Here is a 25643-nt window from a genome sequence, read left to right on the forward strand (position 1 = left end):
TTAAGTTCAAAAAAATCAAGAATGAAATCTGGGAGCAATAAGCTTATTAAAGAATGGTAACCGTCCTGCATGAAGTAAGAAATCTAAAACAGCAAAGCTAAAAATATAAGGCTTGCTCCACAAGTTTTTGACTTGATCCCATTTGGCAAGTCTTGCCAGGCCATAAAGCTTGTCGGTGGTTTTAACCAAAAAAGCCTGTCATGATACGATAACAGGCTTTTAAATGATTTGTTAATTTAACTAGCGGACCGGACGGGACTCGAACCCGCGACCTCCGCCGTGACAGGGCGGCATTCTAACCAGCTGAACTACCGGTCCGTTGATCTTCTAAGATCGTTTCCCCTTGCGGGAGTGCAAATATAGCGTTATATATCAATACACCGCCTTTTTTTTTATTTAATTTCAATACCAATATTAATGGCAAACAAAAAAGCCACTCGTTGGAGTGGCTTTGCGGACCGGACGGGACTCGAACCCGCGACCTCCGCCGTGACAGGGCGGCATTCTAACCAGCTGAACTACCGGTCCGTTGATCCTGGTAAGGATCCTTTGTCCCTTTCGGGAATGCAAATATAAGGCGAAAATCCAAACTTGCAAACTTTATTTTAGTTATTTTTTAAGTACTTAATTCCCAGCACCTTCTTTCATCTTTTCTGCGTTTTCAGCAAACTGAAGCGCATCAATCAATTCCTGCACCCCACCATCAAGCACATTATTCAGGTTGTATAAGGTTAAACCGATACGATGATCTGTAACCCTACCCTGTGGATAATTGTACGTTCTGATTTTTGCCGACCGGTCACCTGTAGAAACCATCGTTTTACGCCTTGCAGCAATATCACCGTTTTTCTTTTGCAGCTCAATGTCATACAGCTTGCTTCTAAGCATTTCCATCGCAATAACCCGGTTACCTAATTGAGAACGCTCCTGCTGACAAACTACAACGATTCCAGAGGGCCTGTGCGTTAACTGAACCTTAGTCTCCACCTTGTTCACATTCTGCCCACCTGCACCACCTGAACGAGATGTTTGCAAATCTATATCTGCGGGATTAATATACAAATCAATTTCTTCTGCTTCCGGCAGCACCGCTACCGAGGCAGCAGAGGTATGTACCCTACCCTGCGTTTCTGTATCGGGTACACGCTGAACACGATGTACACCAGACTCATACTTCAGCTGACCGTAAACATCCTCTCCGCTTACTTTCAATATCACCTCTTTATAACCCCCGGCCGAACCTTCAGTTACGTCAATTGTTTCTACCTTCCAGCCCTTTTGCTCAAAAAAACGGCTATACATCCGGTATAAATCACCGGCAAATAGCGCGGCTTCATCCCCTCCTGTACCACCTCTAATCTCAAAAACGGCATTTTTAGCATCTTCTGGATCTACTGGAATCAGCATCAGTCGAACTTTTTCTTCCAGTTCTTCCTGCTCTTTAAGCAACATATCTAATTCTTCTTTAGCCATTTCACGCATTTCTGCGTCTTTTTCAGTGCTTAAGATTTCCTTGTTTGCTTCAATATTACTCATTACGTTTTTGTAGATTTTATATTGATCTACAATTTTGCCTAAGTCTTTATATTCTTTATTTAACGCTGCAAAACGCTTCATATCCTGCACCGTGTCAGGATTACTTAACTGCTCTTCTACATCTTCCCACCGCAGTTTAATTGCTTCTAATTTTTCTAACATATCTTTTTTTCAGAAAATTAAAATCACTCGTTTTTCAGCGGTACAGGCACATGCCGAAACCCTGATTTTGAAAACCAGCGATCTATTTGGACACAAAAATAGGCTTTTTAGCTTAATTATTTAGCCTCAAAATAATTAAGGGATAGCTCATTGCCATCGAAAACGGCATATGAATTATATTTCATCCATTCACCAAGATTAACATAACGGCTATTTTCATTTAACTGGAGATCTAAAGGCAAGTGCCGGTGACCATAAATAAAATAATCAAAATGCTCTTTTGCTAATAGCTCTTTCGAATAAATAGCCAGCCATTCGTTCTCTTCACCCATGAACACCTGCTCTTCAAGCCCATCTCTCCTGCTCTTTGCCGACCAGGCGCTACCGATGCCCAGTCCGATTTGTGGAGGAACCAATGAAAAAAGCCATTGACAAACCGGATTTCTGAATACTTTGCGTAGCAATTTATATTTCTCATCGCCGGGACCCAAACCATCGCCATGATGTAAATAAAAGCGCTTGCCATTCCTTTCGATGATATATTCGTCACTAATCACCTGGATACCCATTTCCTTGGTAAAATAATCGTTCACCCACATGTCATGATTACCTTTAAAGAAGTAAATCTTTATACCGCTGTCAGACATTTCCGCAAGTTTCCCCTGCAAACGGATAAAGCCCTTTGGCACCACCAGGCGGTATTCATACCAGAAGTCGAAGATATCACCCATTAAAAAGAGTTCACTGCAGCTTGGTTCTATTTGATTCAGCCAACTAACGATCCGGCGCTCGCGCACACGACTTTGCTCGTAGCTGGGAGCGCCCAGATGAAAATCAGATGCGAAGTATATATTTTTTATCATCGATAGCAACAAAGATAAATTAAAATCAATTGTAGCCTTACAAATAAAGTACTACAAAACATGTAGATTATTAATGAACACCACCAATATTAGAACAAAAGTTTGTATTTTCGCCATAAATTTAATTACATGATTTCTACAGATATAGCCATTATTGGCGCCGGACCCGTAGGTTTATTTGCCATATTTGAAGCAGGACTACTTAAAATGCGCTGTCATTTAATTGATTACCTACCACAAGTTGGCGGTCAACTTTCAGAAATATATCCTAAAAAACCTATTTATGACATCCCAGGCTATCCAACAGTTTTAGCTCAGGAACTTATTGATAACCTGATGGAACAGGCCAAGCCATTCCATCCAGGCTTTACTTTGGGCGAACGCATTGAAGGGCTGGAAAAGCGTGGGGAAGCCGACTTTGTGCTGACAACAAACATGGGTACCATCATTGAAGCTAAGGTAGTTGTAATTGCCGCCGGACTAGGTTGTTTTGAACCTCGAAAACCTGTTGTTGCCGGATTGGAACAATTTGAAAACGGTCGAGGTGTAAACTATATGATCCTGGATCCTGAACAATACCGTGGACAGAAAATGGTTATTGCTGGTGGTGGTGATTCTGCCTTAGACTGGACTATATTTTTAGCCGACGTTGTAGAAGAATTGACTTTGGTTCACCGCAGCGAAAGCTTCAGGGGTGCACCTGATTCAGTAAATAAAGTGATGGCATTGGCTGAAAGCGGGCGCATTAACCTTATTTTAAACAGCAACCTTAATTCGGTAACTGGTAATGGCAAACTGGAAAATGTAGAAATTATTCATAACAAAACACTGGAAACAACCAATGTAGCGGCCGACCATTTAATTCCATTATTCGGATTAAGCCCTAAATTAGGCCCTATCGAACAATGGAATTTAAATATCCATAAAAGTGCGATAGAGGTAAATACTGACGACTATTCTACCAACATCCCGGGCATTTATGCCATTGGTGATATCAATACTTATACAAACAAGTTAAAATTGATTCTATGTGGCTTCCATGAGGCAGCATTAATGAGCCACAGCGCATATCAATACATGAATCCAGGTGTTAAATACACCATGAAATATACTACCGTAAACGGAGTAAGTGAATTTTAATTATGGAAGATAATAACATCAATATACACGTTCAAAACCCTGATGGCAGCATCACTACCTTAGAAGCTCCGGTGGATATGGGACTAAGCTTAATGGAGTTTTTAAAGGCCTGTGAGTACGATATTTTAGCCACATGTGGCGGTATGGCCTTATGTGCTACCTGTTGCGTGGATGTACTTGCGGGCGAAGAAAAGCTACATGAAATGTCAGATGATGAATATGCCATGTTAGACACCTTGCCTGATGTGTTGCCTAACTCCAGATTGTCCTGCCAATTGAAGTTGGCCCCTGAACTCGACGGCTTAACCGTAAAGCTACACGACGGCTTAAACTAAGTAGAAAAACAGCATAAAAAAAAGCATCCCAAAAGGATGCTTTTTTTTATGCATTTAAAATCTATAATCTGTTTCCTTCCGGATCAGCTAAGGCTTTGTTAATCGTAAATTCAACATACTTCCGGTCCCGTTTGGTAAGCAACATCAGTTGTTCAACCAATTCCTCTTCCTGACCTGGTGTAAAGGATAAATTTGCGTTTGTTAAATCCCTGTATTTCCGTAAAAACTTGATTTTAACTTTTGCTGCGGTTTCAGGTGTCAGAGTAAAATTTGCCATACACAAAACTATAAATATTTGTTATAAAAAAGGCCGCAATCAAATAAATGATGCGGCCTGGTTATGATTAGTTTTTACCAACCCGGGTTTTGTTTCAAATCAACTCCCTGATCTTTATACAATTTGATTTGATCGATAGGTAAAGGATTTAAATACACCTTGTCACTTTCAAAAAGGCGTTGTGTTTCCGCTTTGGCAGCTGGAACAATATATCCTTCTGTTCCGCCATCAAGTGTTACTGCGGCCTTCGGATAATCAGATTTCTTAATCCACGCTCCTTTATTAATGTTCGGTTTCTTCTGTGTATCAATATAGGTGTATTTTCTCCAACGTTTTAAATCGTCATTTCTAAACCCTTCCATCATCAACTCAACTCTTCTCTCCCTGCGAATTTCCCAGATCAAGGAAGGAACTGTAGGGTCACGAAGTGGATCATCGTAAACAACACCGTTTACAGCAGGCTGTACACCCATCACTTCTAACTTCGGCATATTAATACCATTACGCTTTCTCAGCAAGTTTATAGACCTGTCCAGATCACTTTGCGTTAATGTTCCTAATTCTGCACAAGCTTCTGCATAGTTCATTAACACTTCACCGTACCTGATAATCGGTGCGTCGGTAATACCGGTATTTGATAATCCGCCAGCTACATCCTTAAGTGATTCATTGAAAAACTTAACAATAGCATAACCGCTGGAAGAGTAATTTGCAGCAATACCGTTCAGGCGAAGCTCACTGGCAAAAGTTTCCTTAATACGAGGATCACGGCTACTCATTACATTAGCGATGGTTTTATCCCCTTTATTAAGCGGTGACAAAGATGCTGGTAAACCATCGGCATATAGATAGGCATCAATTGCATCTTTAGAAGCGCCAGACTGGGGCTCTCTATTCACATAACCATGTAAGCTATGGGTAATTTGTGCGGCTTCATATTGTCTGAACATGATCATTTCAGGATTTCCTACCAGGTCAACCGCATTAAATAATCCTCTGTAGTTTGATCCCAAAGAAAAACCACCAGTTGTCATCACTTCATTGGCTGCCCATTTTGCAGCCTCCAGGTATTCCGTTGCTTTTGATGGATCGATATTCTGGTATTTCAGCAAGGTACCGTGGTACAAAAACACCCTCGACATCATGGCCAATACCACGCTTCTATTTACAACCTGGCCCTTCGGACCAGTAGACGCATCGGCAACCCTTACATTTTCAGCAGCGTACTTAAAATCCGCTAACATTTTATCCAACACATAAACCTGAGGATCCCTTGGTCTGTAAAGCTCAGGGTCTGTTTCCTCTAATACGGTTTCGTACCAAGGCATATCACCATAAGATTTTACCAGGTCATTATATTCTAAAGCCCTGAAAAATCTAGCAATACCACCCCAGTGTTTTTTCGACTCTTCGTTTAAAGGCGAACGGTTTACACCCGCTAAAAAAATATTCGCCTTTCTCACCCAGGTAAAACTATAGGCCGTAGAAGAGGTAGGTACAATTCTGGTAAAAGCAGTTGGTGTATTTGGCGCGAAATCATCGTTTAATGTTTCACCAGAGAAATATTTCCCCCAGGTAAAACCTGAACCATAACCTGTAAAATATGCCGAATAAAATCCCCAGGCAAAAGTTCTCACCTCGGCTTCTGTTTGCCAGTAGTTGTCGTCAGAGAAGGAATCTATTGGCCCTTTATCTAAAAACTTTTTACACCCCCCTACTGTAGTCAGCAGGCAAACTGTAAATATTAATATATATATCTTTTTCATTGTTGTAAAATTAAAGTGTTAACTGCAATCCAAATGACAAGGTGGTGCGGTAAGGATACACGCGACCAAATGAAGCCTGGTCAGTCTGCTCTACCGTATAATCAACCTCGGGGTCAATTGGAATACCGATATTGGCTTTGGTGAATAGGTTTTCACCACTTACATAGAACCTCAATTTATCGATGTTCACTTTGCTGCTCACTTTGGTCGGCAAGGTGTAACCTAAGGTGATATTCTTAACCCTTAAATACGACATGTCCAATAAATATTTGGATTGTGTTAAGAAATTAAGGGTATTGTTAGACTGCCCCTGGTTGGTTGGACGCGGATAAAATGCATCAGTATTAGTTGGCGTCCAGTAATCCATCTGGTGCTCATATGCAGCTTCTACAGGATTCCATCCCGGAACAAATACCGGTCCCGAAGCCCAAAAATCTCTTTTAGCCACACCCTGGAAAAAGGCATTAAAATCAACCCCCTTGAACGTTCCACCTAACCTGAAACCATATTGGTACCTTGGTGTATTATTACCAATTACTTTTAAATCGCCATGATCGTCTACGGTATTGGAACCATTGTCAATCACACCATCACCATTTAGGTCTTTGTATTTAACATCTCCAGGACCATAGTTGAAACTAGCCGTTTCATACCTAGACTGCGATGGAATACCAGGTTTTAACACCCATTTGTTATTGGCATCTCTGCCCACAAAATCATCTTCTGTAAAAAAGCGATCCGTTTCGTAACCCCAGATTTCACCAAGAACTTTGCCCTGGTAATTACCCGTAGTGGTCATTGTGGTATTGGCAAACTTGGTAATCCTGTCCTGGAAATCGGCTAAAGTACCTGTTAGGTTCAACGTTAAACCATTTTCGAAATCGTGGTTATAGTCAATAGCTAATTCCCATCCTTTGGTTTCAATTTCTCCGTAATTCCGTCTTGGCGATGTTGCACCAAATGAACTTGGTAAAGTTACGCCGGCACTTAACATGTCGGTGGTTTTTCTGTTGTACCAATCAAATGATACACCCAAAGCATTTTTGAAAAACCTTGCATCAAAACCAAAATCAAGTGTAGTTACCGTTTCCCAGGTTAATGACCTTGAAACAGCACCTGGTGTACCAATGGTCACCATGTTTTTTCCACCTATCCACCAATTAGAATTAGCGGTTGCCATGGTAGGAATGAATGGATAAAATGAGCCGACAGCACCTACATCCTGGTTACCAATAGAACCATAGGAAGCTCTTAATTTAAAGAAAGAAACAGCTGGTGCCAGTTCTTTCATAAAAGCCTCTTCTGTTAAAATATAACCAGCAGACATGGATGGGAAAAAGCCCCACAATTCATTCTTCGGAAAACGCGAAGAACCGTCAAACCTTCCATTTAACTCTAATAAAAATTTATTTTTAAAAGTATAGTTAATACGCCCAAAACCACCTAAAGTAGCCCAGTGAAGGTTACTTCCATCCACAAACTGGTCGCCAATTGCGCCAGGGATGGCACCCACTCCTGGGTCTAATAAGGTATTACGCTTTGAACTGTGAAAATCATTTTGAAAATACTCTAAATCACCACCAACAATGGCTTTAAAAGAGTGATCATTAATCTCTTTAACGTAGGTTGCATAAGCCTTTCCGGTATTTACCGTTTTCCAGCGTGAACTTACGAAAGTGTTATCGTAAGCAGCCGACTGGTAATTTGTTGACGGTGCCGCTGGCCATCCTGCCCAGAAGTCCCATGCAGCGGTACCACCACCCACACTATTATAATGATTATTGGTTGATGAAAAGGTGTAATCCGCATCAAAAGTCAAACCTTTTGCCAGTTTGAATGTAGCACCTGTTTGTATCCTTGTTAATCCGGTTTTACTTTCATTCATATTAGCCTGTTCTACTTTAGTAACCGCATTTCTAAACGAAGTACCTTAGTATGTTCCATATGGATAAAACTTAGGCCAGCGGTATAAATAATAAAATGGGCCATATTGTGCACCACTAAAAATAAAAGGGGTAGTGGACGTGGTATTGGTATAGAAAACTTTTGCCCTCAAATCAATTTTATCGTTAACCGCCGTATTGATACTTGCAGAAAAGTTATAACGGCTAAATTTATCAGGGTTGACTTTTAAAGCACCCGTTTGATCTAAATAACCCAACCCTAAATTGTAAGTTGTTTTTTCACTTCCGCCACTTACACTTAAGTTGTGATTTTGCTGTGGAGACCAATCTTTCAGGTATTTATCACCTGCATCCCATGGACGGTAAAAAAACAATTTACCATCACGAACTTCAAAATCACGGCCCATTACCATCTCGTCACTTAGTTGCTGGCCACCATATAACTGCTCCCATTCACGCATTTTTTGTATAGCGATATCATCGATATACATGCCCACAACACCTGGCTGTGTCACGTTAGGATTCGCCCTTTGCAAAGCGGAAAGCGCAAATTCTGCCCCCTCTGCTGTACCCGCAACTTTTTGCATTTCTGTTGGCGTAGACCAAGAAAGGTTGTTGGTATAAGAAACCCTGTTAGGCTGGTTCTTTTTACCAGATTTAGATGTAATTAAAACAACACCCCATGCGGCCCTTGTTCCATAAATGGAGGTTGATGCGGCGTCTTTCAATACCGAGATACTTTCAATGTCGTCCGGATTAATCATCTGGATACTTTCAATTTCTACGTTGTCTAATAAGATCAAGGGCTGTGCACCACCGCCGTTTAAAGACCCACGTACACCCCTTAATGTAATTTTAGGATCTCTTCCCAAATCGCCACTAGCGGTCGTAATGCTTAATCCAGGTACCACGCCCTGTAAACCTCTACCTACGTCTGTAATTGGACGCGCTTGCAACATTTTAGTGTCTACGGTAGTTACCGCACCAGTTAAGTTTGCTTTCTTTTGTGTACCGTAACCTACAACAACAACTTCATTCAAGTCATTATTATCTGTTTTCAGTGCCACATTAATGGTACTATTAGTACCTACCGGACGCTCCTGCGTAGCCATAGATACATAACTAAACACCAACACATCTGTCGGTAAGGCTTTAATGGTATAGGTACCATCAGGACCTGATTGTACAACGGTAGAACTTCCCTTAATCTTTACGGAAGCCCCTGGAATCGGGAGTTTATCATCAGAGAAAATCACTTTTCCCGAAACTGTCTTTTGCTGAGCAAAGGCATGAGCAAAAACAAATAAACTACCTAGAATAAATAGGAGTAGTTTTTTTTTCATAAATGGCTGACTTGGTTATCTAATATTTAAAATTGTGCAAATTTTCTAAACCCCGCAAAAACACGCAAAAAAAATTTCACAGAGTAAATATCACAATGTTTTCCGTTAAACAAAAGAAATAAACAACTATTTTAATTGTAAAAAGCCGACTATTATTGCACACAACTGCAAAAACCCGCAATTTATCATTTAAAGTGAATTTATTACCACAAGCTTTATTACATTAGCTAAAATTTACTCACATGTTAAAGAAAGAACGGCATGATTTGATTATGCGTCAAATAAATTTGCATAATCGGGTGCTTACCTCTGATCTGGTTACGCTTTTAAACGTATCTGAAGACACCATCAGACGAGACCTACAGGAATTAAGTGAAGATAAAAGACTCATTAAAGTACATGGGGGTGCACTTTCTACATCATATCAAAGCTCCTTTGACGACGTTAATGTATACGCACGAGATGCCAAGAGGTGTATTGCCAATAAAGCCATTGCCCTCATTAAAGACGGCATGGTGATTTTAACAGGTGGCGGAACTACCTTGATTGAGCTGGCTAAATTACTCCCTGCTGATCTGAGCGCTACTTTTATTACCGTAAGCCCTTATGTAGCCATAGAACTGGCCAAATATGAAAAGCTGGAAGTGATTTTAATAGGTGGCCTCTTCTCCAAGAACTCACAGGTTACTTATGGCAGCCATGTGATCAACCAACTTGCAGAAATCAATGCCGATCTCTGTTTAATCGGCACCAGTGCAGTGCATCCTTCAGACGGCTTAACCGACACTGACTGGGAAATAAACCAGCTTAAGAAAAAAATGCTGAGTTCAAGTAAACAGGCCGCTATTTTATGTATTTCCGAAAAATTAAACACTACGCAAAGGCTTAAAGTAGCATCTCTTGAAAACTTCAATTTTCTCATCACAGAGCTCGACGCATCGCACAGAGCACTAAATGATTACCGGATTAGGTCATTAAAAATTCTTTAAAACATGCCTCTAACACCCCAAAAACCCGAAATTGAATGCTATATTTACTGCTCCGTACCAATTTTAACAAAACCTAATACATGGCTAGATTAAATCTATTAGAAGAAACGCGCTTTGAAAAACTGCCCGTTTCTGTTTTTGAAAACCCAAATGAAGCGTCGCTTAGTGTTGCACATCGCATCGCTGACCTGATCAAACTTAAACAGTCACAAAATGCGATAGCCGTACTTGGCCTAGCAACAGGAGCCACACCCATCGCTGTTTACGCAGAACTTGTTCGCCTACATAAGGAAGAAGGGCTGAGTTTTAAAAATGTTGTGACCTTCAATCTGGATGAGTACTACCCGATGCAGCCTGATGCTGCACAGAGTTACGTAACCTTCATGAATGAAAACCTGTTTAACCACATTGATATTGATCCTAACAACGTCAATATTCCTGATGGAACTTTAACGCTTGAAGAAATCCCGGCATTCTGTCTGGATTACGAGAGAAAAATTGGGGAAGTTGGAGGTTTAGACATTCAAATACTGGGAATTGGCCGTACTGGTCACATTGGTTTCAATGAGCCTGGCTCTGCACCAAACTCGGGCACCAGGTTAGTAACCTTAGATGATCTGACGAAAAGAGATGCCGCCAGAGATTTTGGTGGTAAATCGTTTGTTCCATCAAAAGCCATTACAATGGGTATTGGCACCATTTTCAAAGCCAGAGAAATCATTCTCATGGCCTGGAACAGAAAAAAAGCTTCTATCATTAAAAAGGCTGTTGAAGGTGAAATTTCTAGTGAAGTACCGGCAACTTACCTGCAATTGTCAGAACATGTTGAATTTATACTTGATAAAGACGCGGCCTCTTTATTAACCCGCTTTGATACACCTTGGTTGGTTAAAGACTGTGTTTGGGATGAAATGCTTACACGCAAAGCAGTAATCTGGTTAGCAAACATACTAAAAAAACCAATCCTAAAATTAACAGAAGACGACTTCAACAACCATGGTATGGCACAGCTTGCCCTGGAGAAAGGTCCTGTATACAATATTAACATCCATATTTTCAACAAACTTCAGCACACCATCACAGGTTGGCCAGGTGGCAAACCCAATGCCGATGATAGCCAGCGACCTGAACGTGCCGAACCCGCTAAAAAAAGTGTTCTGATCTTTTCACCACACCCCGATGATGATGTCATCTCCATGGGTGGAACCTTTATCAGGTTGGTAGATCAGCATCACGATGTTCATGTGGCTTATCAAACTTCCGGTAATACAGCAGTTTGGGATGACGACGCTTTGCGCTTTGTTGAGTTCAGCATAGATTTCTCCAAAAAAATGGGATTAGGACAGGATGCGTTACAGAGTATCTATGATAACATGCGTACCTTCATTGAGCATAAACTACCTAATCAAATAGACACTCCCGAAATTCAATCCGTTAAAGGTTTAATCAGAAAAGGAGAAGCGATAGCCGGTGCACGTTACTGCGGCCTTGAAGACGATCACATCCATTTCATGGCACTTCCATTTTATGAGTCCGGAAAAAGCCAGAAAAACCCGGTAACTAACCTGGATATTCAATTGACCATCGACTTATTGCAGAAAGTAAAACCACAACAGGTATTCGCTGCCGGCGACTTCGAAGATCCACATGGAACACATATCGTTTGCTTTAACATCATTCTTGCTGCATTAACCGAGCTGCGCAAGACGGAAAGTTGGGCACAAGATTGCTGGTTATGGATGTACAGAGGGGCATGGCATGAGTTTCCTACTCATGAAATCGAAATGGCAGTACCGCTTAGTCCGCAGGAACTTGAAAAAAAGAAATACGCTATTTTCAAACACCAAAGTCAGAAAGACCGCGCAGTTTTCCCTGGCGACGATTCCCGAGAATTCTGGAAACGTGCTGAAGACCGTAACCGTGAGACAGCGAAAGCCTATGATGACCTAGGCTTAGCTGAATACGAAGCGATGGAAGCATTTGTAAGATGGAAATTTTAAAATAAATATGGAAAACAGCCCACAGCGACTATTGTCGTTAGACTTCTTTAGAGGTGCGACAGTAGCCGCAATGATTTTGGTTAACAACCCTGGTGATTGGGGTAATATATACGCGCCATTACGCCATGCTGAATGGAATGGTTGCACTCCCACCGACTTAATTTTTCCGTTTTTCCTCTTCATTGTGGGCGTTTCCATTGCCTATGCCATGGGTAGCAAAAAAGCTGACCCATCTTTACATCGGCAAATCCTTATCAAAGCTTTCAAGCGTTCCCTGATTTTATTTGGACTAGGACTATTCCTTTCCTTGTACCCAAAAATCTTTACGTCACCAGTTGAAGCTTTGCAAACGGTAAGAATACCAGGGGTATTGCAACGCATAGCCCTGGTATTCTTTATATCAGCCGTCATTTTCTTAAAAAACACCGAGAAAAACATCTTTAGAATCTTTATTGGGCTTCTTGTGTTTTACTGGGCCATGATGACCTTTGTACCTGTTCCTGGTGTGGGCTATCCAAACCTTGAAAAAGAAACTAACTTGGGTGCATGGATCGACCGCTCTATTTTAACAGAGGCTCATTTATGGAAATCAGCCAAAACCTGGGATCCTGAAGGCCTGTTTAGCACAATTCCCGCTATAGCAACTGGCTTATTCGGCGTGTTAGTTGGCGTTTTCTTAAAGCGTAAAGACATGGATGCGGCCACGAAAATTGCATGGTTATTTTCCACTGGTTTCACAGCGATAGGCCTGGGCTTGTTGTGGGATTTACAATTCCCGATCAACAAATCTCTTTGGACAAGCTCCTTTGTGTTGTATACAGGAGGTATGGCAACCGTTATCCTGTCATTGAGTTATTGGATAATAGATATACAACGGTATAATAAATTTACAACCCCTTTTGTGGTTTATGGTGTTAATGCAATTACCGTATTCTTTTTATCAGGCTTGCTTCCGCGCACTTTAAATATGTTTACCATTAGTATGCCCGGTGGCAAAGAAATAGGGCTTCAGAACTGGATTTATCAAACTTATTATAGCGCCAACTTTTCTCCCGTAAATGCTTCCCTAGCTTGGGCTGTTACCCAAATTTTGTTTTGGTACATCATATTATATATCATGTATAAAAAGAAAATCATCATTAAAGTTTAAGTTACCGCGCCGCTAGCCCTACAGGGCTACCAGCTTCACTTTCATTTTTCAGACGATCAAGGGCAGTAACAAGGTAGGTATAACGTTTACCACTAACCACATCGGTATCAATGAAATTAGTATAGGTCAGAAAGCTGATCTTAATAATATTTTCTGGCTTTAAAATAGTGATGGGTTCCCCTTCTTCGAATCGGTAAATTACGTAACCGGATGCCGTTTCGCCATCTGCAGCAACCAGGGGCTGCTCCCATGAAAGGTGTATCCCGTCACTTTTTGCTTCAGCACGTATGTTCAATGGAATGTTTGGTTCTATATCATCTAACCAAGGCATCTGTGGTGGCAGGGAAGGATATTTGTATAGATCCAATCGCAACGAATCACCCGTTTCGCGGGCAACCGTAGAAAAGGATTTAGAACTAAAAAAAACACTGCCCTGTACCCTGTTATTTTCTCTCATATACCTAATCTGGTCAGGTATCTGGGTTGGCAATCGCCACGCTGCCTCCATTTTCTGATTCATCAAATAAGCGGCCTGTCCTATGTATAAATGCCTGCCATAGGTATTTTCACTCCACCAATCTACCAAAGTGCCAAATGGGGCAGCTTTACGGGTAAAACTGAAATAAACCTGCGGATTGATATAATCTACCCAGCCCTCTTTAACCCATTTCCTTGAATCAGCATAAAGTTCCGAGTAATTAGAAAGTCCGTTGGTTGCAGAGCCAAGACTGTCTTCACGAAGGTTTCTCCAAATGCCAAACGGACTGATCCCAAATTTAACATGTTTTTTATAATGGTGAATGCTATCGTCAAGTTGCTCGATCAACAGGTCCACATTATTTCTTCTCCAGTCATTTACATTGGTAAAGCCATTGGAATGTTGAGCAAAAGTATTGGCGTCTCTTATCGTCTGACCAGATACCGGATATGGATAAAAATAATCATCGAAGTGTATCCCATCTATATCATAACCCTTCACCACATCCAGAACTACCTGTATAATATATTCCCTAACTTCGGGCATGCCCGGATCAAACTGTTTTTTTCCCGCATAGGTAAAAAATAAATCCGGTCGTTTTACCACCATGTGGTCCTTACTTAACACCGCATTGGCACTCGTTGTTGCACGGTATGGATTAAACCAAGCGTGAAGCTCCATCCCTCGAAAATGTGCTTCGTGGATAGCAAATTCCAGTGGATCATAACCTTCGGCGGGCGCTAAGCCTTGTTTTCCCATTAACCATTGACTCCAGGGCTCCCTTGATTTGCCATAAAAAGCATCGGCTGCAGGACGCACCTGCAGTATAATTGCATTCATCCCGTTCCCTTTATGCTTCTCTAATAAACCAATAAGTTCTTGTTTTTGCTGGTCGGCAGTTAACCCTGGTCTTGATGGCCAGTCAATATTAGCTACTGTTGCTACCCACACGCCTCTGAACTCACGTTTTGGAGCGTTTTTTGCTGTTTGTTGTGCTAAAGAAGAAAAGGAATACGTAAATACAAGTGTTATTGCAACAATAAGGATCTTAAACATTCTTGGAAAGTTGTGTTTCGTAAGTGTGTTATTTCATGGCCATTATGCGTATAAGCGCATTTACCACCATTAGCAAGTAAACGAATTTTTCGTCACTCTTATACAAATTTGCGGTTTTTTTGCCCAAATATTATAATTTAATCTTTATGTTAGACCTTTCTTTCTTAAACTGAAGAAACTTTGACATAAAAAGCTGAATCTTATTTTGAAATGTTAGACCCAAAAATTACAGGTAATACAGGCGACCGAAACAAGATCTATTTCCTGATCATCGTTATCGTAGCTTTGTTAGGCACAAATGCTTATCTCTATTTTAGAGACAAACATGAAGGCGAGCGCTTTATAAGCGTTAACACCGAAAAAGACAGATTAAAATTAGAGGTCGAAAAAATAGAAGTAGAACTAGACAATGTAAATAACCTCAATATCGCCTTATCAGAGGAACTAAAACAGGAACAGCAACTGGCCCGCAACAAAATCCAGGAGCTTAAAAATGCCCTCGAAAAGAGCCAACTAAGCCAAATCGAACTTACTGCTGCACAAAAGGAGGTGAAGCAACTCCGACAGTTTGTTAAAAACCATTATGAACAGATCACAAAACTCAATCAGGAAAATATCCTTTTAAAATCTGAACGGGATAGCCTTGTCAATTCTGTGAACCAGGTGACTAAAAAGGCCGAGAAATTGATCCAAAAGAATCAGGAATTAAGTAAAAAGGTTAAAGAGGGCGCGGCCTTAAAGGCAATTAACATGGAAGTTGTTGCATTCCGGGTAAAAAACAGCGGTAAGCAGGTGGCGGTTAAAAATGCAGGTCCTGCGCAAAAATTAGATATCACTTTTGGTATCGCTCCTAACGAGCTGGCCGAAAAGAAGTATTACAAAATATACATCCGTGTATTTGATCCGGCTGGAAATTTAATTGCCGACGAAAAAAACATGTTTGATGCAAATAACCAGCAGATGCAATACAGTGAAATGACCACACTGGAATATGACGATCAAAAGGAATCGTACACCATATCCTGGGTTAATCCAGAGGAATTCATTAAAGGAACCTACGCTGTGATTTTATATGCTGATGGCTTTACCATGGGCAAAGCATCGGTTACCCTCAAATAAACGACCTTAAGCTAATGGGAAACTAAGGTAAAAGGTAGTCCCTTTATCCAGCACAGACTTGAAAGCTACTGTTCCTCCTGCGTTCTCTACCGCTTGTTTTACAAAGGCCAATCCTAAACCGGTACCTGACGATTTTGTCGTAAAATTAGGTGCGAAGATTTTATCCTGCAAGTAAAAATCAATTCCCTTACCATTATCAGACACTTCTATCCACACCATTTTGTGATCGTTACGTAGCTTTATATAAATTACACACGCTTCCATGTTGCTGGCAGCCTCAATAGCATTTTTTAGTAAATTATTAAAAGTCCTGAGAAGCTGGTCCTTATCTCCCATCACAAAAATCGCCATGGTAGTTTGATCAACAAGGTGTATCTCGACACCATTAGTGTTCACGAAAATATCACTGGCTTGTTGCAAAATGGGCAGCAACTGGAGGCGTTGCAGCTTCGTATCGGGCATTTTAGCAAAATTCGAAAACTCTGAAGCTATTGTTGCCAGGCTGTCTATTTGTTCGACGAACGATTTATTAAAGCGCTCAAATTTGCGTTCAAAATTAGGATCTTTTTCCTTCCATGACTTTTCGAGTAATTGCACCCCAAGTTTTAATGGCGTTAGTGGGTTTTTAATTTCATGCGCCACTTGTTTTGCCATTTCACGCCACGCACTTTCCCGCTCCGATTTTGCCAGTCTTACCGCGCTATCTTCAAGTGCGGCAAGCATTTTATTATACTCTTTAATCAAAGAGCCTATTTCATCGTGTCTCGACCACACGATAGGTTGATTTTTCTGTCCGAGTTTTGTCTTTCGAATGCTTTCCTGTATAAAGGTTAGTGGATTTGTTATCTGATTGGCAAGAAATACGGCCAGCACTCCGATGGCAACAAATACCAAGGCATAGATATTAATCAGCGTATTGATAAATAAACCAATTTTACTCTGGAAATCACCTTCATTACCATAGTATGGTAGTCCGATATAACCAATGGTCTGGTTTTGTGAATTCCGTACGGCTCCATAAGCAGCAGAATACGTAAAATCCCCTATCTTTTGATTAGGACTGATATATTCAGCTCGCTGGAATTTATTAAGGTAGATGTAAGCATCAGGCGCCATGTTTTTTGACAAAATCCCATACTCGTATATCTTAGGTATAGAGGTATAAACCAGGTTACCATTGGTATCAAACAAGTTCAAATAGGTGGAATTTACATCAGAAAACTGATTAAATTCCTGTATGGATAAATCGGTAACGGTAGGAAGACTTCCGCTGGCATATACTTTTTTTCCATAAAGCAACTGTACCTTACGCAGCTTGTCTCTGATAAAATCATCCTGTTGCCGCCTGTATTCCGAACTGATATAAAAGAATGTGGTCCACCCCACAATAAGTAAAGTAGCCACCACTGATAAAACAATAGAAAACTGTATGCGGGTTTTATACAGAATTTTATTAGCATTAATCATCAATGAACGATTAATGTTAAACCAGCCTCCCCACTTATCATCAATGTTTTTAGAAAGCCATAATAAACTATGTAAGCCAACGGAAAAAAGGATAAACACCAGAAAAAAGAATGACAAGATAGACAACCGGCTTACATACGACGTTTTCTCCTTACTGATCACGATGGTCCTGGTGTAAGTCGGTTTATAAACCATGTGGTTATAACCAGTCTCATCATCGTTAATATAAAACACCTCGTCATTACGACTATTATAATCCCCGTCACTTAACTGATAAGTGAACTTCCCTGCCTGGTTAATTAAACTGCCGTAATTATAAAAAGCAAAGGAATAATCTTTAAAGTCTTCTTCACTTTTCACTTTACCATCCACAAGAAGTTCCGGAAATTGGTTATTATAATTATACTGTTGTGATCTTAGCTCCAGCACAAGGGTGCCTACCATTTGCTTATTATCAAATATGGGGATGATTCCAAAATAACTTTGGTAGCCGAACGTATCATTTAGCCTGTAGAAGTAGTTAGAAACTTTCACAGAACCCGATTGCACCAATTCTTTGTAATGCTGTAAAGGACTTGCATCGCCATTTTCGTAGCTAGAGGCTGTTACACTGTATGGTAGCAGGTTGTATTCGTACTGTGCCAGGTAGCTGTCCAGGTATTTCTTATCCACCATACTTTCCAGCACTGCTTCTTTTTCCACGTCAGGCGCCTTAAAAAAATTCAATACGTATTCATCTGATGAAACACCTTTTTCAAGACTTTCAATGGAGCTGATTACCCGGGGATTGTCTGTCGATAATAACTTCTGTGCGATTGTAAGCCGCTTATTCCGTTCTTTAATATCCTGGTATTTCACATATTTAATGGAGGATATAAGTGCCAGACAGAAAAAGAGTGTTACATAGGTACGAATGGAAAATTTCGCCTTTTCTACGTAAATATTCCAGCCTAGAACAAATAAAAACAAAGCATAGACTATAAAGAAAACCGTAAATTCTGTGATAATCCTAAAGATCAGGTAACCTAGAAATGCTGACAAGAATAACAACAGACGTTCTTTGTTGGTGACATTAAGCTTCTTGGTCCACTGCATGAAGATATAGGCCAACAGAAATACGTTAAACCACACCAAACATAAAATACCAATACTGATCCAGCTTGCCCAACCCAGATTGATGATATTAGTGATGTCGAAATTAATCTTTGAATTATAAACCAGTCCAGAAAAAAGCCGGTCGATATGGAAGGCCATTAAAGAAAGTACCACCAGCATAAGTGTGTGTACTACCAAGCCTGCGGTCTTATTTTGCGTAAGCCAATCTGGAAAACTGTATTTTTCTTTATAAGTATAAATGAAAAACAACACCCATGTAGCGCATATAACATTTAACAGGAGATCGCCAAGTGAAGGGAGAAAAAAACTCTGTCCATAAACGGCAGGACTAAAAATGGCAAGGTTAAACTGGTGGTTAAGCCAGCCATATTGCAGGTCGGTTAGCCGAAGGACCAGGAAATAAGAAAACAGCAACAGGGTAGCTAGCGCTAAACGTCCATTTTTTGCAATTAATGAACAGAGCGAATTGACAAACAATGAAAAGCTTAAAATACCAACAACCCATAACCAGATCTCCAGAGAAGAATAATGGTTGCTGGGGTTTTCCGAACGGAGTTTAACTTCAAATAATGGTTTACCGGTAGTGCTCTTAATCGTCACCACATCGTTATCAATAAAAGAAGCGAATGTTAAGGTATTTGAAGGCAGTAATTTCTTTGAAATTTCGTTATTCAGGAAGTTATTTTCAATGAGAAACTGGCTCTTTATTTTGATATAAAAAACGACGGCAAAATCCCCCTCCGTTTTTTTAATCGCTTCATACCAACCATTTGACAGCTGAACCACAGACACCCCGTCTTTCACGAAATTAACTGGTGGTGGATTAATCAAGTATGAACTCCAGAATTTCACCTCATAACCCTTGTATGTAATTACATTGATTTCCTCTACAGGGTAGGTATCGATAAAAGCTAAGGCTAAATCTGGCTTTTCATGGATATTTTTTAGTTTTTCAACCTCCTGTGGATTATTCAGAAGGCTGAAAACCAATTCTTCGTTTTTAGCAAGATTATCTTGTAATGTTGCCGCCTGGTGCCGTAGATAGTCGTTTTCAGATACCGTGTGCTTTAACGTAATGGCTGTAACAATACAGCATACGCTCAAAACAACCAGTAGAATTCTAATTTTAACGCCTATGCTCACAGCAATTATTTTAGGTAAAACTTATTAAACAGCAACCGCAGCAGCACGGGTAATAGCGGCTCTGTTCACTTTTTTAACTAAGCCCTGCAAAACATTGCCAGGACCAACTTCAACAAATTCCTCAGCGCCGTTTGCAAGCATTTGCTCAATCGTTTGTGTCCACCTAACTGCACCCGTTAACTGGGTAATCAGGTTGGCTTTAATCTGTGCCGGATCTGTCGTAGGATGTAGTGGATCAACATTTTGGTAAATTGGACACCTTGGCGCAGAAATAAGTGTATTTTCAATGGCTGACTGTAACTCTACTTTGGCCGGCTCCATTAACGGAGAGTGAAATGCACCGCCCACGTTAAGTTTTAAAGCTCTTTTTGCCCCAGCTTCCGTTAATTGTTTACAAGCAATATCAATTCCCGCTATACTTCCGGAAATCACCAACTGACCTGGACAATTATAATTCGCAGGCACAACAACTTCATCAATCTGTGCGCAGATCATTTCTACCACGTCATCAGACAATCCTAAAATTGCTGCCATGGTAGAAGGTTGTAATTCACATGCTTTCTGCATGGCATTTGCACGGGCAATTACCAGGCGAAGGCCATCTTCAAAAGATAAGGCGGAAGCAGCAACTAAAGCAGAAAATTCGCCAAGGGAATGTCCCGCAACCATGTCAGGCTGGAATGCCTCTTTTAAAGACTTTGCTAGAATTACAGAATGTAGAAAAATAGCCGGTTGTGTAACGTTAGTTTGTTTTAATTCGTCGTCCGACCCGGAAAACATAATGTCGCTAATGCGAAATCCAATAATTTCATTGGCTTGTTCAAATAAGGCTTTGGCCTCCTGATTTTCGTAAAGTTCTTTTCCCATTCCCGAAAATTGTGCTCCCTGACCTGGAAATAAATATGCTTTCATCATGTTCTAATGTAAATTTGCCGTAATTAATCTTAAAAATTCTGCCCTGGTTTTGTCCTTAGCAAATTCACCAGTAAAAGCAGATGTTGTTGTTACTGAATTTTGTTTCTGAATACCACGCATGGCCATGCACAAGTGTTTGCATTCTATAACAACCGCTACTCCTGCAGGTTTTAACGTTTCTTGTATACAGTCTCTAATCTCATTGGTTAGACGTTCCTGAACTTGTAAACGGCGGGCATATGCATCAACAACCCTCGGAATCTTGCTTAAACCAACTATATGTCCGTTTGGTATGTAAGCGATGTGTGCTTTACCAAAAAAAGGAAGCATGTGGTGTTCACACATCGAGAACACTTCAATGTCTTTAACCACCACCATCTGGCTATAATCTTCTTTAAACATGGCTGAGCGTAAAATCTCTTCCGGTTTGGTATCATAACCGTGGGTAAGAAACTGCATCGCTTTTGCTACACGTTCCGGAGTTTTCAATAAGCCTTCGCGCGCCGGATCCTCTCCCAGCTGTTTTAAAATATCTTTATAATGATCAGCTAAAGAGGCAATTTTATCTTCGTTGTAACGGTCAATTTTTAAGTACCCTTCGTTTTCCTCTTCGGTAAACGTTTGTGTTTTATTATCCATCAAGCTATGTAATTATCCGAAATACTCAACAAAGTTATTCTCGGTTTCATAAATTTTAATACTGTGTAAGGTAGCACCCCCATTTTCTATATGTGGCAGCAATTCATCCCAAACGGCTATTGCCAGGTTCTCTGTAGATGCAAGTTTACCTTGCATGAAGTCTACATCCAGGTTTAGGTTCTTATGATCGATTTTATCGACAACATACTTGTTAGTTATATCTTTTAGCCATTTAAGGTCAACTAAAAACCCCGTTTCCGGATTAATCTCTCCCTTAACAGTAACATATAATTGGTAGTTATGCCCGTGCCAATTTGGATTAGCACACTTTCCGTACACCGCTGCATTTTCATCATCAGACCAATCTGGCCTGGCTAATTTATGTGCAGCATTAAATGACGCTTTGCGTGTTATATAAATCATTTCTCTAAAATTGACTACAAATATACATAGAAACGAACTGAAAGCGATTTATTACCTTAGGTGAATGAAAATACTTGTTGTAGCCGCCACCTTTGCAGAAGTAAAGGGCATCTATGAGCATTACGACTGTCCGCCGGCAGCTTTTATGCAATGCCCTGTGTTCGATATCCTTATTACCGGTGTCGGCATGACCGCTACGGCTTTTGCCCTGGGTAAAACCCTCTCCGCAGATTACCAGCTCGTGTTAAACCTGGGTATTGCAGGTTCTTTTGACCGCAGTATTTCGTTAGGCTCCCTGGTACAGGTAATCGAGGACGAATTTTCGGAACTGGGCGCTCAAGACAAAGATTCCTTTTTAAGCCTTAGTGAACTGGGTTTTGGTAAAACCACCTATGCGTGTAATTACAACGCTCACCACTCCTTGCTCAACATCCTTCCCAAGGTTAAAGGCATCACCGTTAACATGGTTCATGGAAACCGCACTTCTATAGATTCTGTTGTAAACCGCCTGCATCCTGCAACGGAAAGTATGGAAGGTGCTGCTGTATTTTATGCCTGCGAACAGGCTGCACTGCCATGTTTGCAGGTTCGAGCCATTTCTAACTATGTCGAAGAAAGAAATAAAGAAAGCTGGAAGGTTGGTTTGGCTATTCAAAACCTCAACCAATGGGCCATTGAATTTTTACTTAATTTTACCCCATGAAACTTACATTAGGATTTTCGCCCTGCCCCAACGACACCTTTATCTTCGATGCCATGATTCACCATAAGATAGATACGGAGGGTTTAGACTTTGAAGTAACTTTTGATGACGTGGAAACCTTGAATCAAAAAGCACTCTGTGGCACTTTAGACATCACTAAGTTAAGCTTTCATACCCTGGCTTACGTCAGCGGACAATATGCTTTACTTAATGCGGGCAGTGCGCTGGGCTTCGGCGTTGGCCCATTGTTAATTTGCAAAAACCCGGCATTACTCAACCAGGAACTTTCAGCCGATCTGCGCGTCGGTATTCCAGGTAAGTTTACTACAGCCAATTTTTTATTAGGAATTGCCTATCCACAACTAACCAATAAACAGGAGTTGGTATTCTCTGACATAGAGAACGCTTTATTAGAGGACCGGATTGATGTGGGCCTCATCATTCATGAGAACCGTTTCACCTACGGCGAAAAGGGACTTCACAAAATCATCGACCTGGGTAATTATTGGGAAACCCTTACTGGTTGTGCCATTCCCCTGGGCGGCATCGTAGCTAACAGACAATTACCGTTAGAAGTACAGCAAAAGTTGAACAGAATAGTAAGAAAATCTGTTGAGTTTGCATTTGCCAATCCTAAATCAGGACTGGAATTTATACAAGAACATGCGCAGGCCATGGACGAAGCCGTCATGTATAAACATATTGAGCTTTACGTAAACCAATACACTATTGACCTGGGCTTGGAAGGCCGTAAAGCCATCGATAAATTGTTTAGTATCGCAGAATCAAAAGAAATTATTCCGGTACGCAGGAAGAATCTATATGTGGAAGGATAAATAATTAATTACAAGGCCCATCAGGAATTTCGGTTGTTACCTTCAACACCTTGGTTACTACAAGGGTTGAATCGAAGTTAGCGGTTACCGTACTGCTGTCTGATTTTACCACACGTGCTTCCACTTCAATATAAACCGGCACATATGGCTTTTCGAAGTTTAGTTCGTTATAGGCAAGTTCCAGAGTTTTGGCACTGTCTGCTACCCAATACTCCCTGCCTTCGTCGCAATCGGTAAAAGCACGAAGTTCTGGGCCATAGCTATAAAGTCCTTTTATCACTTTAACCTCGCTATTGTCACCCTCTACAGGTGTGCGGTTACAAGCTATAACAGCCAAGGCCAGAACAATAGATAACAACGTTATTTTTTTGGTATGCATCATAGTTATAGATCTTTGTTAATATGGTTAATCTTCTTTACGCTTAAGTTAGACGACAAGGCCGACGCAATAAAAGAGAATACGCTGACGGTAATAAAAACCAGCACGAAATCCATCCCTTTAAAAGCAACGGGGTAGGCACTTGGAATCATCAGATTCTCCTGTGACATCTGTACGAAACCAAATTCCTTTTGAGCCCAACAAAAGAGAAACCCGACTAATAGGCCAAATATACACCCTGTCATGGTAATCATCATCCCTTCCATCAGAAATATTCGTTTTATTAAGCGCTTGCTTGCGCCAAGGCTGCTTAAAACCGCTATATCTTTTAGTTTATCCAGCACTAGCATCGTGAGTGAGCCAATAATATTAAAAATCGCGATGATTAAAATGAAAGTCAGTATGATGTATACAGCCCATTTTTCTGAACCCAGTATGTTATACAAGACCTGATTTTGTTGTAACCTGTCTTTTACAACAAATCCCTCCCCTAACTGTCTTTCAATCTCTTTCTTGAAACTTTCGGCACTTACGTTAGGAAGAAGATTTATTTCAATAGATGAAATATTTTTCGGCTCCTGAAGCAGTTCGCGTGTAAAAGATAAGGGCACAATGGTCATGTCATCGAAATCCTGCTGCAGTTCAAATACACCAGCCACAGGTATGGTAGCCATAGTAAAGTCATCAGCTGGATTGATTGAACTTGCATTACTTCCCTTTTTTGGAGAATATATCTGCAAGGGGGTAAATGGATCGTTAGTGTTGATCATCAGGTAATTCTGGATAGCCGATCCAATTACTGCTTGTGGACCAGACGAATTTTCCAGCACAAAACTACCCTGCACGGTAATGCTATCGAGACTTTGATTTTTAAGGTACTGGTCGCTAACGCCCTTTACCAAACCTACAGACTGCCGATCCCCATAGCGGAGTAAGGCATTTTCGGCCAATACTTCTGTATAGGAATAAATACGGGAGTCTCCCTTTATCTGCTTAAAGGTATCGGTATCCGGGTCGAAGGTTTTGCCATGCGAAGGCACTACCACCACCTCGGGCGTAAAAGTATTATACATTTTCAACACAACCTCTTCGAAGCCGTTAAAAACGGATAAAATAATGATCAGCGCAGCACTTCCAACAAAAACACCCAACACAGAAATAGTGGAAATTATATTGATCGCATTGGTGGATTTTTTAGCAAAAAGATACCTGCGGGCAATATAAAAGGCTGTGTTCATTGGGTAAATGGTTAACCTGCGTTAAAAGAATGGATTATTTTCTTTTTCAAAACCAATGAAAGTTGACTTTCCATGGCCGGGATGAACTTCACAATCAACTGGCAAGGTAAACAACTTTTCCCTAACACTTTGTAATAACTGCTCATGATTTCCACCTGGTAGATCTGTGCGGCCAATACTGCCATAAAATAACACGTCGCCACCTATTAAAAAGTTCTCTTGTTTCGCATAGAAACAAATGTGTGCCGGCGAATGACCTGGCGCAAGCAGCACTTCGAGTGCACTTTCACCAAATTTCACCTGGTCACCCTCCTCCAGAAATACGTCCGGGTCAGGCCCCATATCATACCTAAAGCCCATACCTGGTGCGTAACTAGGTATGGCCTGCAAAATTTTCATTTCGCCACGATGGAACTGGGGTTTTAAACCCCACTGATCAAAAACAAATTTATTACCAAACACATGATCCAGGTGGCAATGTGTATTGAGCAAAGCTGTTGGTGTTAAATTATTCTCTTTAATAAAAGCAACCAGCTCATTCTGCTCGTACGATTCATACATTCCTGGGTCAATAATCACACAGGCACCTGTTTCATCATACAACACATAGGTGTTTTCCTGATACGCATTAAAAGTAAATTTCTTGATGTTAATCATGATAAGCAA

The 25643-nt window shown here is 40.7% G+C and carries 21 protein-coding genes, 2 tRNA genes and 1 pseudogene; 8 read left to right on the forward strand and 16 right to left on the reverse strand.

Annotation, left to right across the window (positions count from 1 at the left end; translation table 11 throughout):
* Positions 1-244 precede the first annotated feature (244 nt).
* The 4 genes from ACR2F3_RS04470 to ACR2F3_RS04485 form a co-directional block, all read right to left on the reverse strand.
* Positions 245-318, reverse strand: a tRNA-Asp gene (locus ACR2F3_RS04470).
* Between the two features lie 136 nt (positions 319-454).
* Positions 455-528: transfer RNA gene (locus tag ACR2F3_RS04475), tRNA-Asp, on the reverse strand.
* A gap of 96 nt (positions 529-624) precedes the next feature.
* Positions 625-1698 (reverse strand): peptide chain release factor 1, encoded by a 1074-nt coding sequence (gene prfA, locus ACR2F3_RS04480; RefSeq protein ID WP_432708780.1) that lies wholly within the window; start codon positions 1696-1698, stop codon positions 625-627.
* 116 nt (positions 1699-1814) lie between these two features.
* Positions 1815-2561, reverse strand: coding sequence for a UDP-2,3-diacylglucosamine diphosphatase (locus ACR2F3_RS04485; protein WP_432708781.1), 747 nt, complete (start codon positions 2559-2561; stop codon positions 1815-1817).
* A 129-nt stretch (positions 2562-2690) separates the two neighbouring features.
* On the opposite strand from ACR2F3_RS04485, the gene ACR2F3_RS04490 reads away from it, so the two are divergent.
* Entirely contained in the window at positions 2691-3701 is a 1011-nt protein-coding gene (locus tag ACR2F3_RS04490; RefSeq protein WP_432708782.1) for an NAD(P)/FAD-dependent oxidoreductase, read from the forward strand.
* 2 nt (positions 3702-3703) lie between these two features.
* Entirely contained in the window at positions 3704-4036 is a 333-nt protein-coding gene (locus ACR2F3_RS04495; RefSeq protein WP_432708783.1) for a 2Fe-2S iron-sulfur cluster-binding protein, read from the forward strand.
* Between the two features lie 61 nt (positions 4037-4097).
* Here the strand turns inward: ACR2F3_RS04495 and ACR2F3_RS04500 are convergent, their stop codons facing one another.
* From ACR2F3_RS04500 to ACR2F3_RS04515, 4 genes and pseudogenes are all read right to left on the reverse strand, one after another.
* Entirely contained in the window at positions 4098-4313 is a 216-nt protein-coding gene (locus ACR2F3_RS04500; protein WP_432708784.1) for a hypothetical protein, read from the reverse strand.
* Positions 4314-4387: 74 nt separating this feature from the next.
* A complete protein-coding gene (locus tag ACR2F3_RS04505; RefSeq protein ID WP_432708785.1) occupies positions 4388-6079 on the reverse strand; it encodes a RagB/SusD family nutrient uptake outer membrane protein in 1692 nt (563 codons plus the stop codon).
* A 10-nt stretch (positions 6080-6089) separates the two neighbouring features.
* Positions 6090-7982 (reverse strand): annotated as a pseudogene (locus ACR2F3_RS04510) (SusC/RagA family TonB-linked outer membrane protein); the annotation flags it as partial.
* Between the two features lie 27 nt (positions 7983-8009).
* A complete protein-coding gene (locus tag ACR2F3_RS04515; RefSeq protein WP_432708786.1) occupies positions 8010-9326 on the reverse strand; it encodes a TonB-dependent receptor plug domain-containing protein in 1317 nt (438 codons plus the stop codon).
* 242 nt (positions 9327-9568) lie between these two features.
* Here ACR2F3_RS04515 and ACR2F3_RS04520 point away from each other — a divergent pair, with 242 nt between their 5' ends.
* The 3 genes from ACR2F3_RS04520 (at position 9569) to ACR2F3_RS04530 (ending at position 13465) form a co-directional block, all read left to right on the forward strand.
* On the forward strand, positions 9569-10315 hold the full coding sequence (locus tag ACR2F3_RS04520) for a DeoR/GlpR family DNA-binding transcription regulator (protein WP_432708787.1): 747 nt from the start codon (positions 9569-9571) through the stop codon (positions 10313-10315).
* A gap of 80 nt (positions 10316-10395) precedes the next feature.
* Entirely contained in the window at positions 10396-12315 is a 1920-nt protein-coding gene (gene nagB / locus ACR2F3_RS04525; RefSeq protein WP_432708788.1) for a glucosamine-6-phosphate deaminase, read from the forward strand.
* 7 nt (positions 12316-12322) lie between these two features.
* Entirely contained in the window at positions 12323-13465 is a 1143-nt protein-coding gene (locus ACR2F3_RS04530) for an acyltransferase family protein (protein WP_432708789.1), read from the forward strand.
* Between the two features lies 1 nt (position 13466).
* Here ACR2F3_RS04530 and ACR2F3_RS04535 read toward each other — a convergent pair whose 3' ends face one another.
* A complete protein-coding gene (locus tag ACR2F3_RS04535) occupies positions 13467-14999 on the reverse strand; it encodes a glycoside hydrolase family 10 protein (RefSeq protein WP_432708790.1) in 1533 nt (510 codons plus the stop codon).
* A 210-nt stretch (positions 15000-15209) separates the two neighbouring features.
* Between ACR2F3_RS04535 and ACR2F3_RS04540 the strand changes: the two genes are divergently transcribed.
* Positions 15210-16118, forward strand: coding sequence for a hypothetical protein (locus ACR2F3_RS04540; RefSeq protein WP_432708791.1), 909 nt, complete (start codon positions 15210-15212; stop codon positions 16116-16118).
* Positions 16119-16124: 6 nt separating this feature from the next.
* On the opposite strand, the gene ACR2F3_RS04545 is transcribed toward ACR2F3_RS04540, so the two are convergent.
* Genes ACR2F3_RS04545 through ACR2F3_RS04560 form a run of 4 tightly spaced genes read right to left on the reverse strand, consistent with a single transcriptional unit; the run spans position 16125 to position 21821 of the window.
* Complete coding sequence (locus tag ACR2F3_RS04545) at positions 16125-19844, reverse strand: ATP-binding protein (RefSeq protein WP_432708792.1); 3720 nt, start codon at positions 19842-19844, stop codon at positions 16125-16127.
* 24 nt (positions 19845-19868) lie between these two features.
* Positions 19869-20756, reverse strand: coding sequence for an ACP S-malonyltransferase (fabD, locus tag ACR2F3_RS04550; RefSeq protein WP_432708817.1), 888 nt, complete (start codon positions 20754-20756; stop codon positions 19869-19871).
* A gap of 6 nt (positions 20757-20762) precedes the next feature.
* Complete coding sequence (folE, locus tag ACR2F3_RS04555; RefSeq protein WP_432708793.1) at positions 20763-21398, reverse strand: GTP cyclohydrolase I FolE; 636 nt, start codon at positions 21396-21398, stop codon at positions 20763-20765.
* Positions 21399-21410: 12 nt separating this feature from the next.
* Positions 21411-21821, reverse strand: coding sequence for a 6-pyruvoyl trahydropterin synthase family protein (locus ACR2F3_RS04560; protein WP_432708794.1), 411 nt, complete (start codon positions 21819-21821; stop codon positions 21411-21413).
* 64 nt (positions 21822-21885) lie between these two features.
* Between ACR2F3_RS04560 and mqnB the strand changes: the two genes are divergently transcribed.
* Both mqnB and ACR2F3_RS04570 read left to right on the forward strand, forming a co-directional pair.
* Positions 21886-22524 (forward strand): futalosine hydrolase, encoded by a 639-nt coding sequence (mqnB, locus tag ACR2F3_RS04565; protein ID WP_432708795.1) that lies wholly within the window; start codon positions 21886-21888, stop codon positions 22522-22524.
* Positions 22521-23360, forward strand: coding sequence for a menaquinone biosynthesis family protein (locus tag ACR2F3_RS04570; protein WP_432708796.1), 840 nt, complete (start codon positions 22521-22523; stop codon positions 23358-23360). The genes mqnB and ACR2F3_RS04570 overlap by 4 nt, the downstream gene beginning before the upstream one ends.
* A 4-nt stretch (positions 23361-23364) precedes the next feature.
* Here the strand turns inward: ACR2F3_RS04570 and ACR2F3_RS04575 are convergent, their stop codons facing one another.
* Genes ACR2F3_RS04575 through ACR2F3_RS04585 form a run of 3 tightly spaced genes read right to left on the reverse strand, consistent with a single transcriptional unit; the run spans position 23365 to position 25634 of the window.
* The gene (locus ACR2F3_RS04575) at positions 23365-23742 is read right to left on the reverse strand and encodes a hypothetical protein (RefSeq protein ID WP_432708797.1); all 378 of its coding nucleotides are present in this window, start codon (positions 23740-23742) and stop codon (positions 23365-23367) included.
* A gap of 2 nt (positions 23743-23744) precedes the next feature.
* Positions 23745-24977, reverse strand: coding sequence for an FtsX-like permease family protein (locus ACR2F3_RS04580; protein WP_432708798.1), 1233 nt, complete (start codon positions 24975-24977; stop codon positions 23745-23747).
* Between the two features lie 21 nt (positions 24978-24998).
* Positions 24999-25634, reverse strand: coding sequence for an MBL fold metallo-hydrolase (locus ACR2F3_RS04585; protein WP_432708799.1), 636 nt, complete (start codon positions 25632-25634; stop codon positions 24999-25001).
* Between the last annotated feature and the right edge of the window lie 9 nt (positions 25635-25643).

Origin of the sequence: Pedobacter sp., from assembly GCF_045627485.1 — a bacterium.
Classification (GTDB): Bacteria; Bacteroidota; Bacteroidia; order Sphingobacteriales; family Sphingobacteriaceae; genus Pedobacter.

What these genes read in the sequence shown, in the direction of transcription:
- ACR2F3_RS04515 (WP_432708786.1), bottom strand. Translation starts at nt 9,326, where the DNA reads ATGAAAAAAAAACTACTCCTATTTATTCTAGGTAGTTTATTTGTTTTT.
- mqnB (WP_432708795.1), top strand. Translation starts at nt 21,886, where the DNA reads ATGAAAATACTTGTTGTAGCCGCCACCTTTGCAGAAGTAAAGGGCATC.
- ACR2F3_RS04520 (WP_432708787.1), top strand. Translation starts at nt 9,569, where the DNA reads ATGTTAAAGAAAGAACGGCATGATTTGATTATGCGTCAAATAAATTTG.
- prfA (WP_432708780.1), bottom strand. Translation starts at nt 1,698, where the DNA reads ATGTTAGAAAAATTAGAAGCAATTAAACTGCGGTGGGAAGATGTAGAA.
- ACR2F3_RS04490 (WP_432708782.1), top strand. Translation starts at nt 2,691, where the DNA reads ATGATTTCTACAGATATAGCCATTATTGGCGCCGGACCCGTAGGTTTA.
- nagB (WP_432708788.1), top strand. Translation starts at nt 10,396, where the DNA reads ATGGCTAGATTAAATCTATTAGAAGAAACGCGCTTTGAAAAACTGCCC.
- ACR2F3_RS04485 (WP_432708781.1), bottom strand. Translation starts at nt 2,561, where the DNA reads ATGATAAAAAATATATACTTCGCATCTGATTTTCATCTGGGCGCTCCC.
- ACR2F3_RS04570 (WP_432708796.1), top strand. Translation starts at nt 22,521, where the DNA reads ATGAAACTTACATTAGGATTTTCGCCCTGCCCCAACGACACCTTTATC.
- ACR2F3_RS04580 (WP_432708798.1), bottom strand. Translation starts at nt 24,977, where the DNA reads ATGAACACAGCCTTTTATATTGCCCGCAGGTATCTTTTTGCTAAAAAA.
- ACR2F3_RS04535 (WP_432708790.1), bottom strand. Translation starts at nt 14,999, where the DNA reads ATGTTTAAGATCCTTATTGTTGCAATAACACTTGTATTTACGTATTCC.
- ACR2F3_RS04540 (WP_432708791.1), top strand. Translation starts at nt 15,210, where the DNA reads ATGTTAGACCCAAAAATTACAGGTAATACAGGCGACCGAAACAAGATC.
- ACR2F3_RS04505 (WP_432708785.1), bottom strand. Translation starts at nt 6,079, where the DNA reads ATGAAAAAGATATATATATTAATATTTACAGTTTGCCTGCTGACTACA.
- fabD (WP_432708817.1), bottom strand. Translation starts at nt 20,756, where the DNA reads ATGAAAGCATATTTATTTCCAGGTCAGGGAGCACAATTTTCGGGAATG.
- ACR2F3_RS04500 (WP_432708784.1), bottom strand. Translation starts at nt 4,313, where the DNA reads ATGGCAAATTTTACTCTGACACCTGAAACCGCAGCAAAAGTTAAAATC.
- folE (WP_432708793.1), bottom strand. Translation starts at nt 21,398, where the DNA reads ATGGATAATAAAACACAAACGTTTACCGAAGAGGAAAACGAAGGGTAC.
- ACR2F3_RS04585 (WP_432708799.1), bottom strand. Translation starts at nt 25,634, where the DNA reads ATGATTAACATCAAGAAATTTACTTTTAATGCGTATCAGGAAAACACC.
- ACR2F3_RS04495 (WP_432708783.1), top strand. Translation starts at nt 3,704, where the DNA reads ATGGAAGATAATAACATCAATATACACGTTCAAAACCCTGATGGCAGC.
- ACR2F3_RS04560 (WP_432708794.1), bottom strand. Translation starts at nt 21,821, where the DNA reads ATGATTTATATAACACGCAAAGCGTCATTTAATGCTGCACATAAATTA.
- ACR2F3_RS04530 (WP_432708789.1), top strand. Translation starts at nt 12,323, where the DNA reads ATGGAAAACAGCCCACAGCGACTATTGTCGTTAGACTTCTTTAGAGGT.
- ACR2F3_RS04575 (WP_432708797.1), bottom strand. Translation starts at nt 23,742, where the DNA reads ATGATGCATACCAAAAAAATAACGTTGTTATCTATTGTTCTGGCCTTG.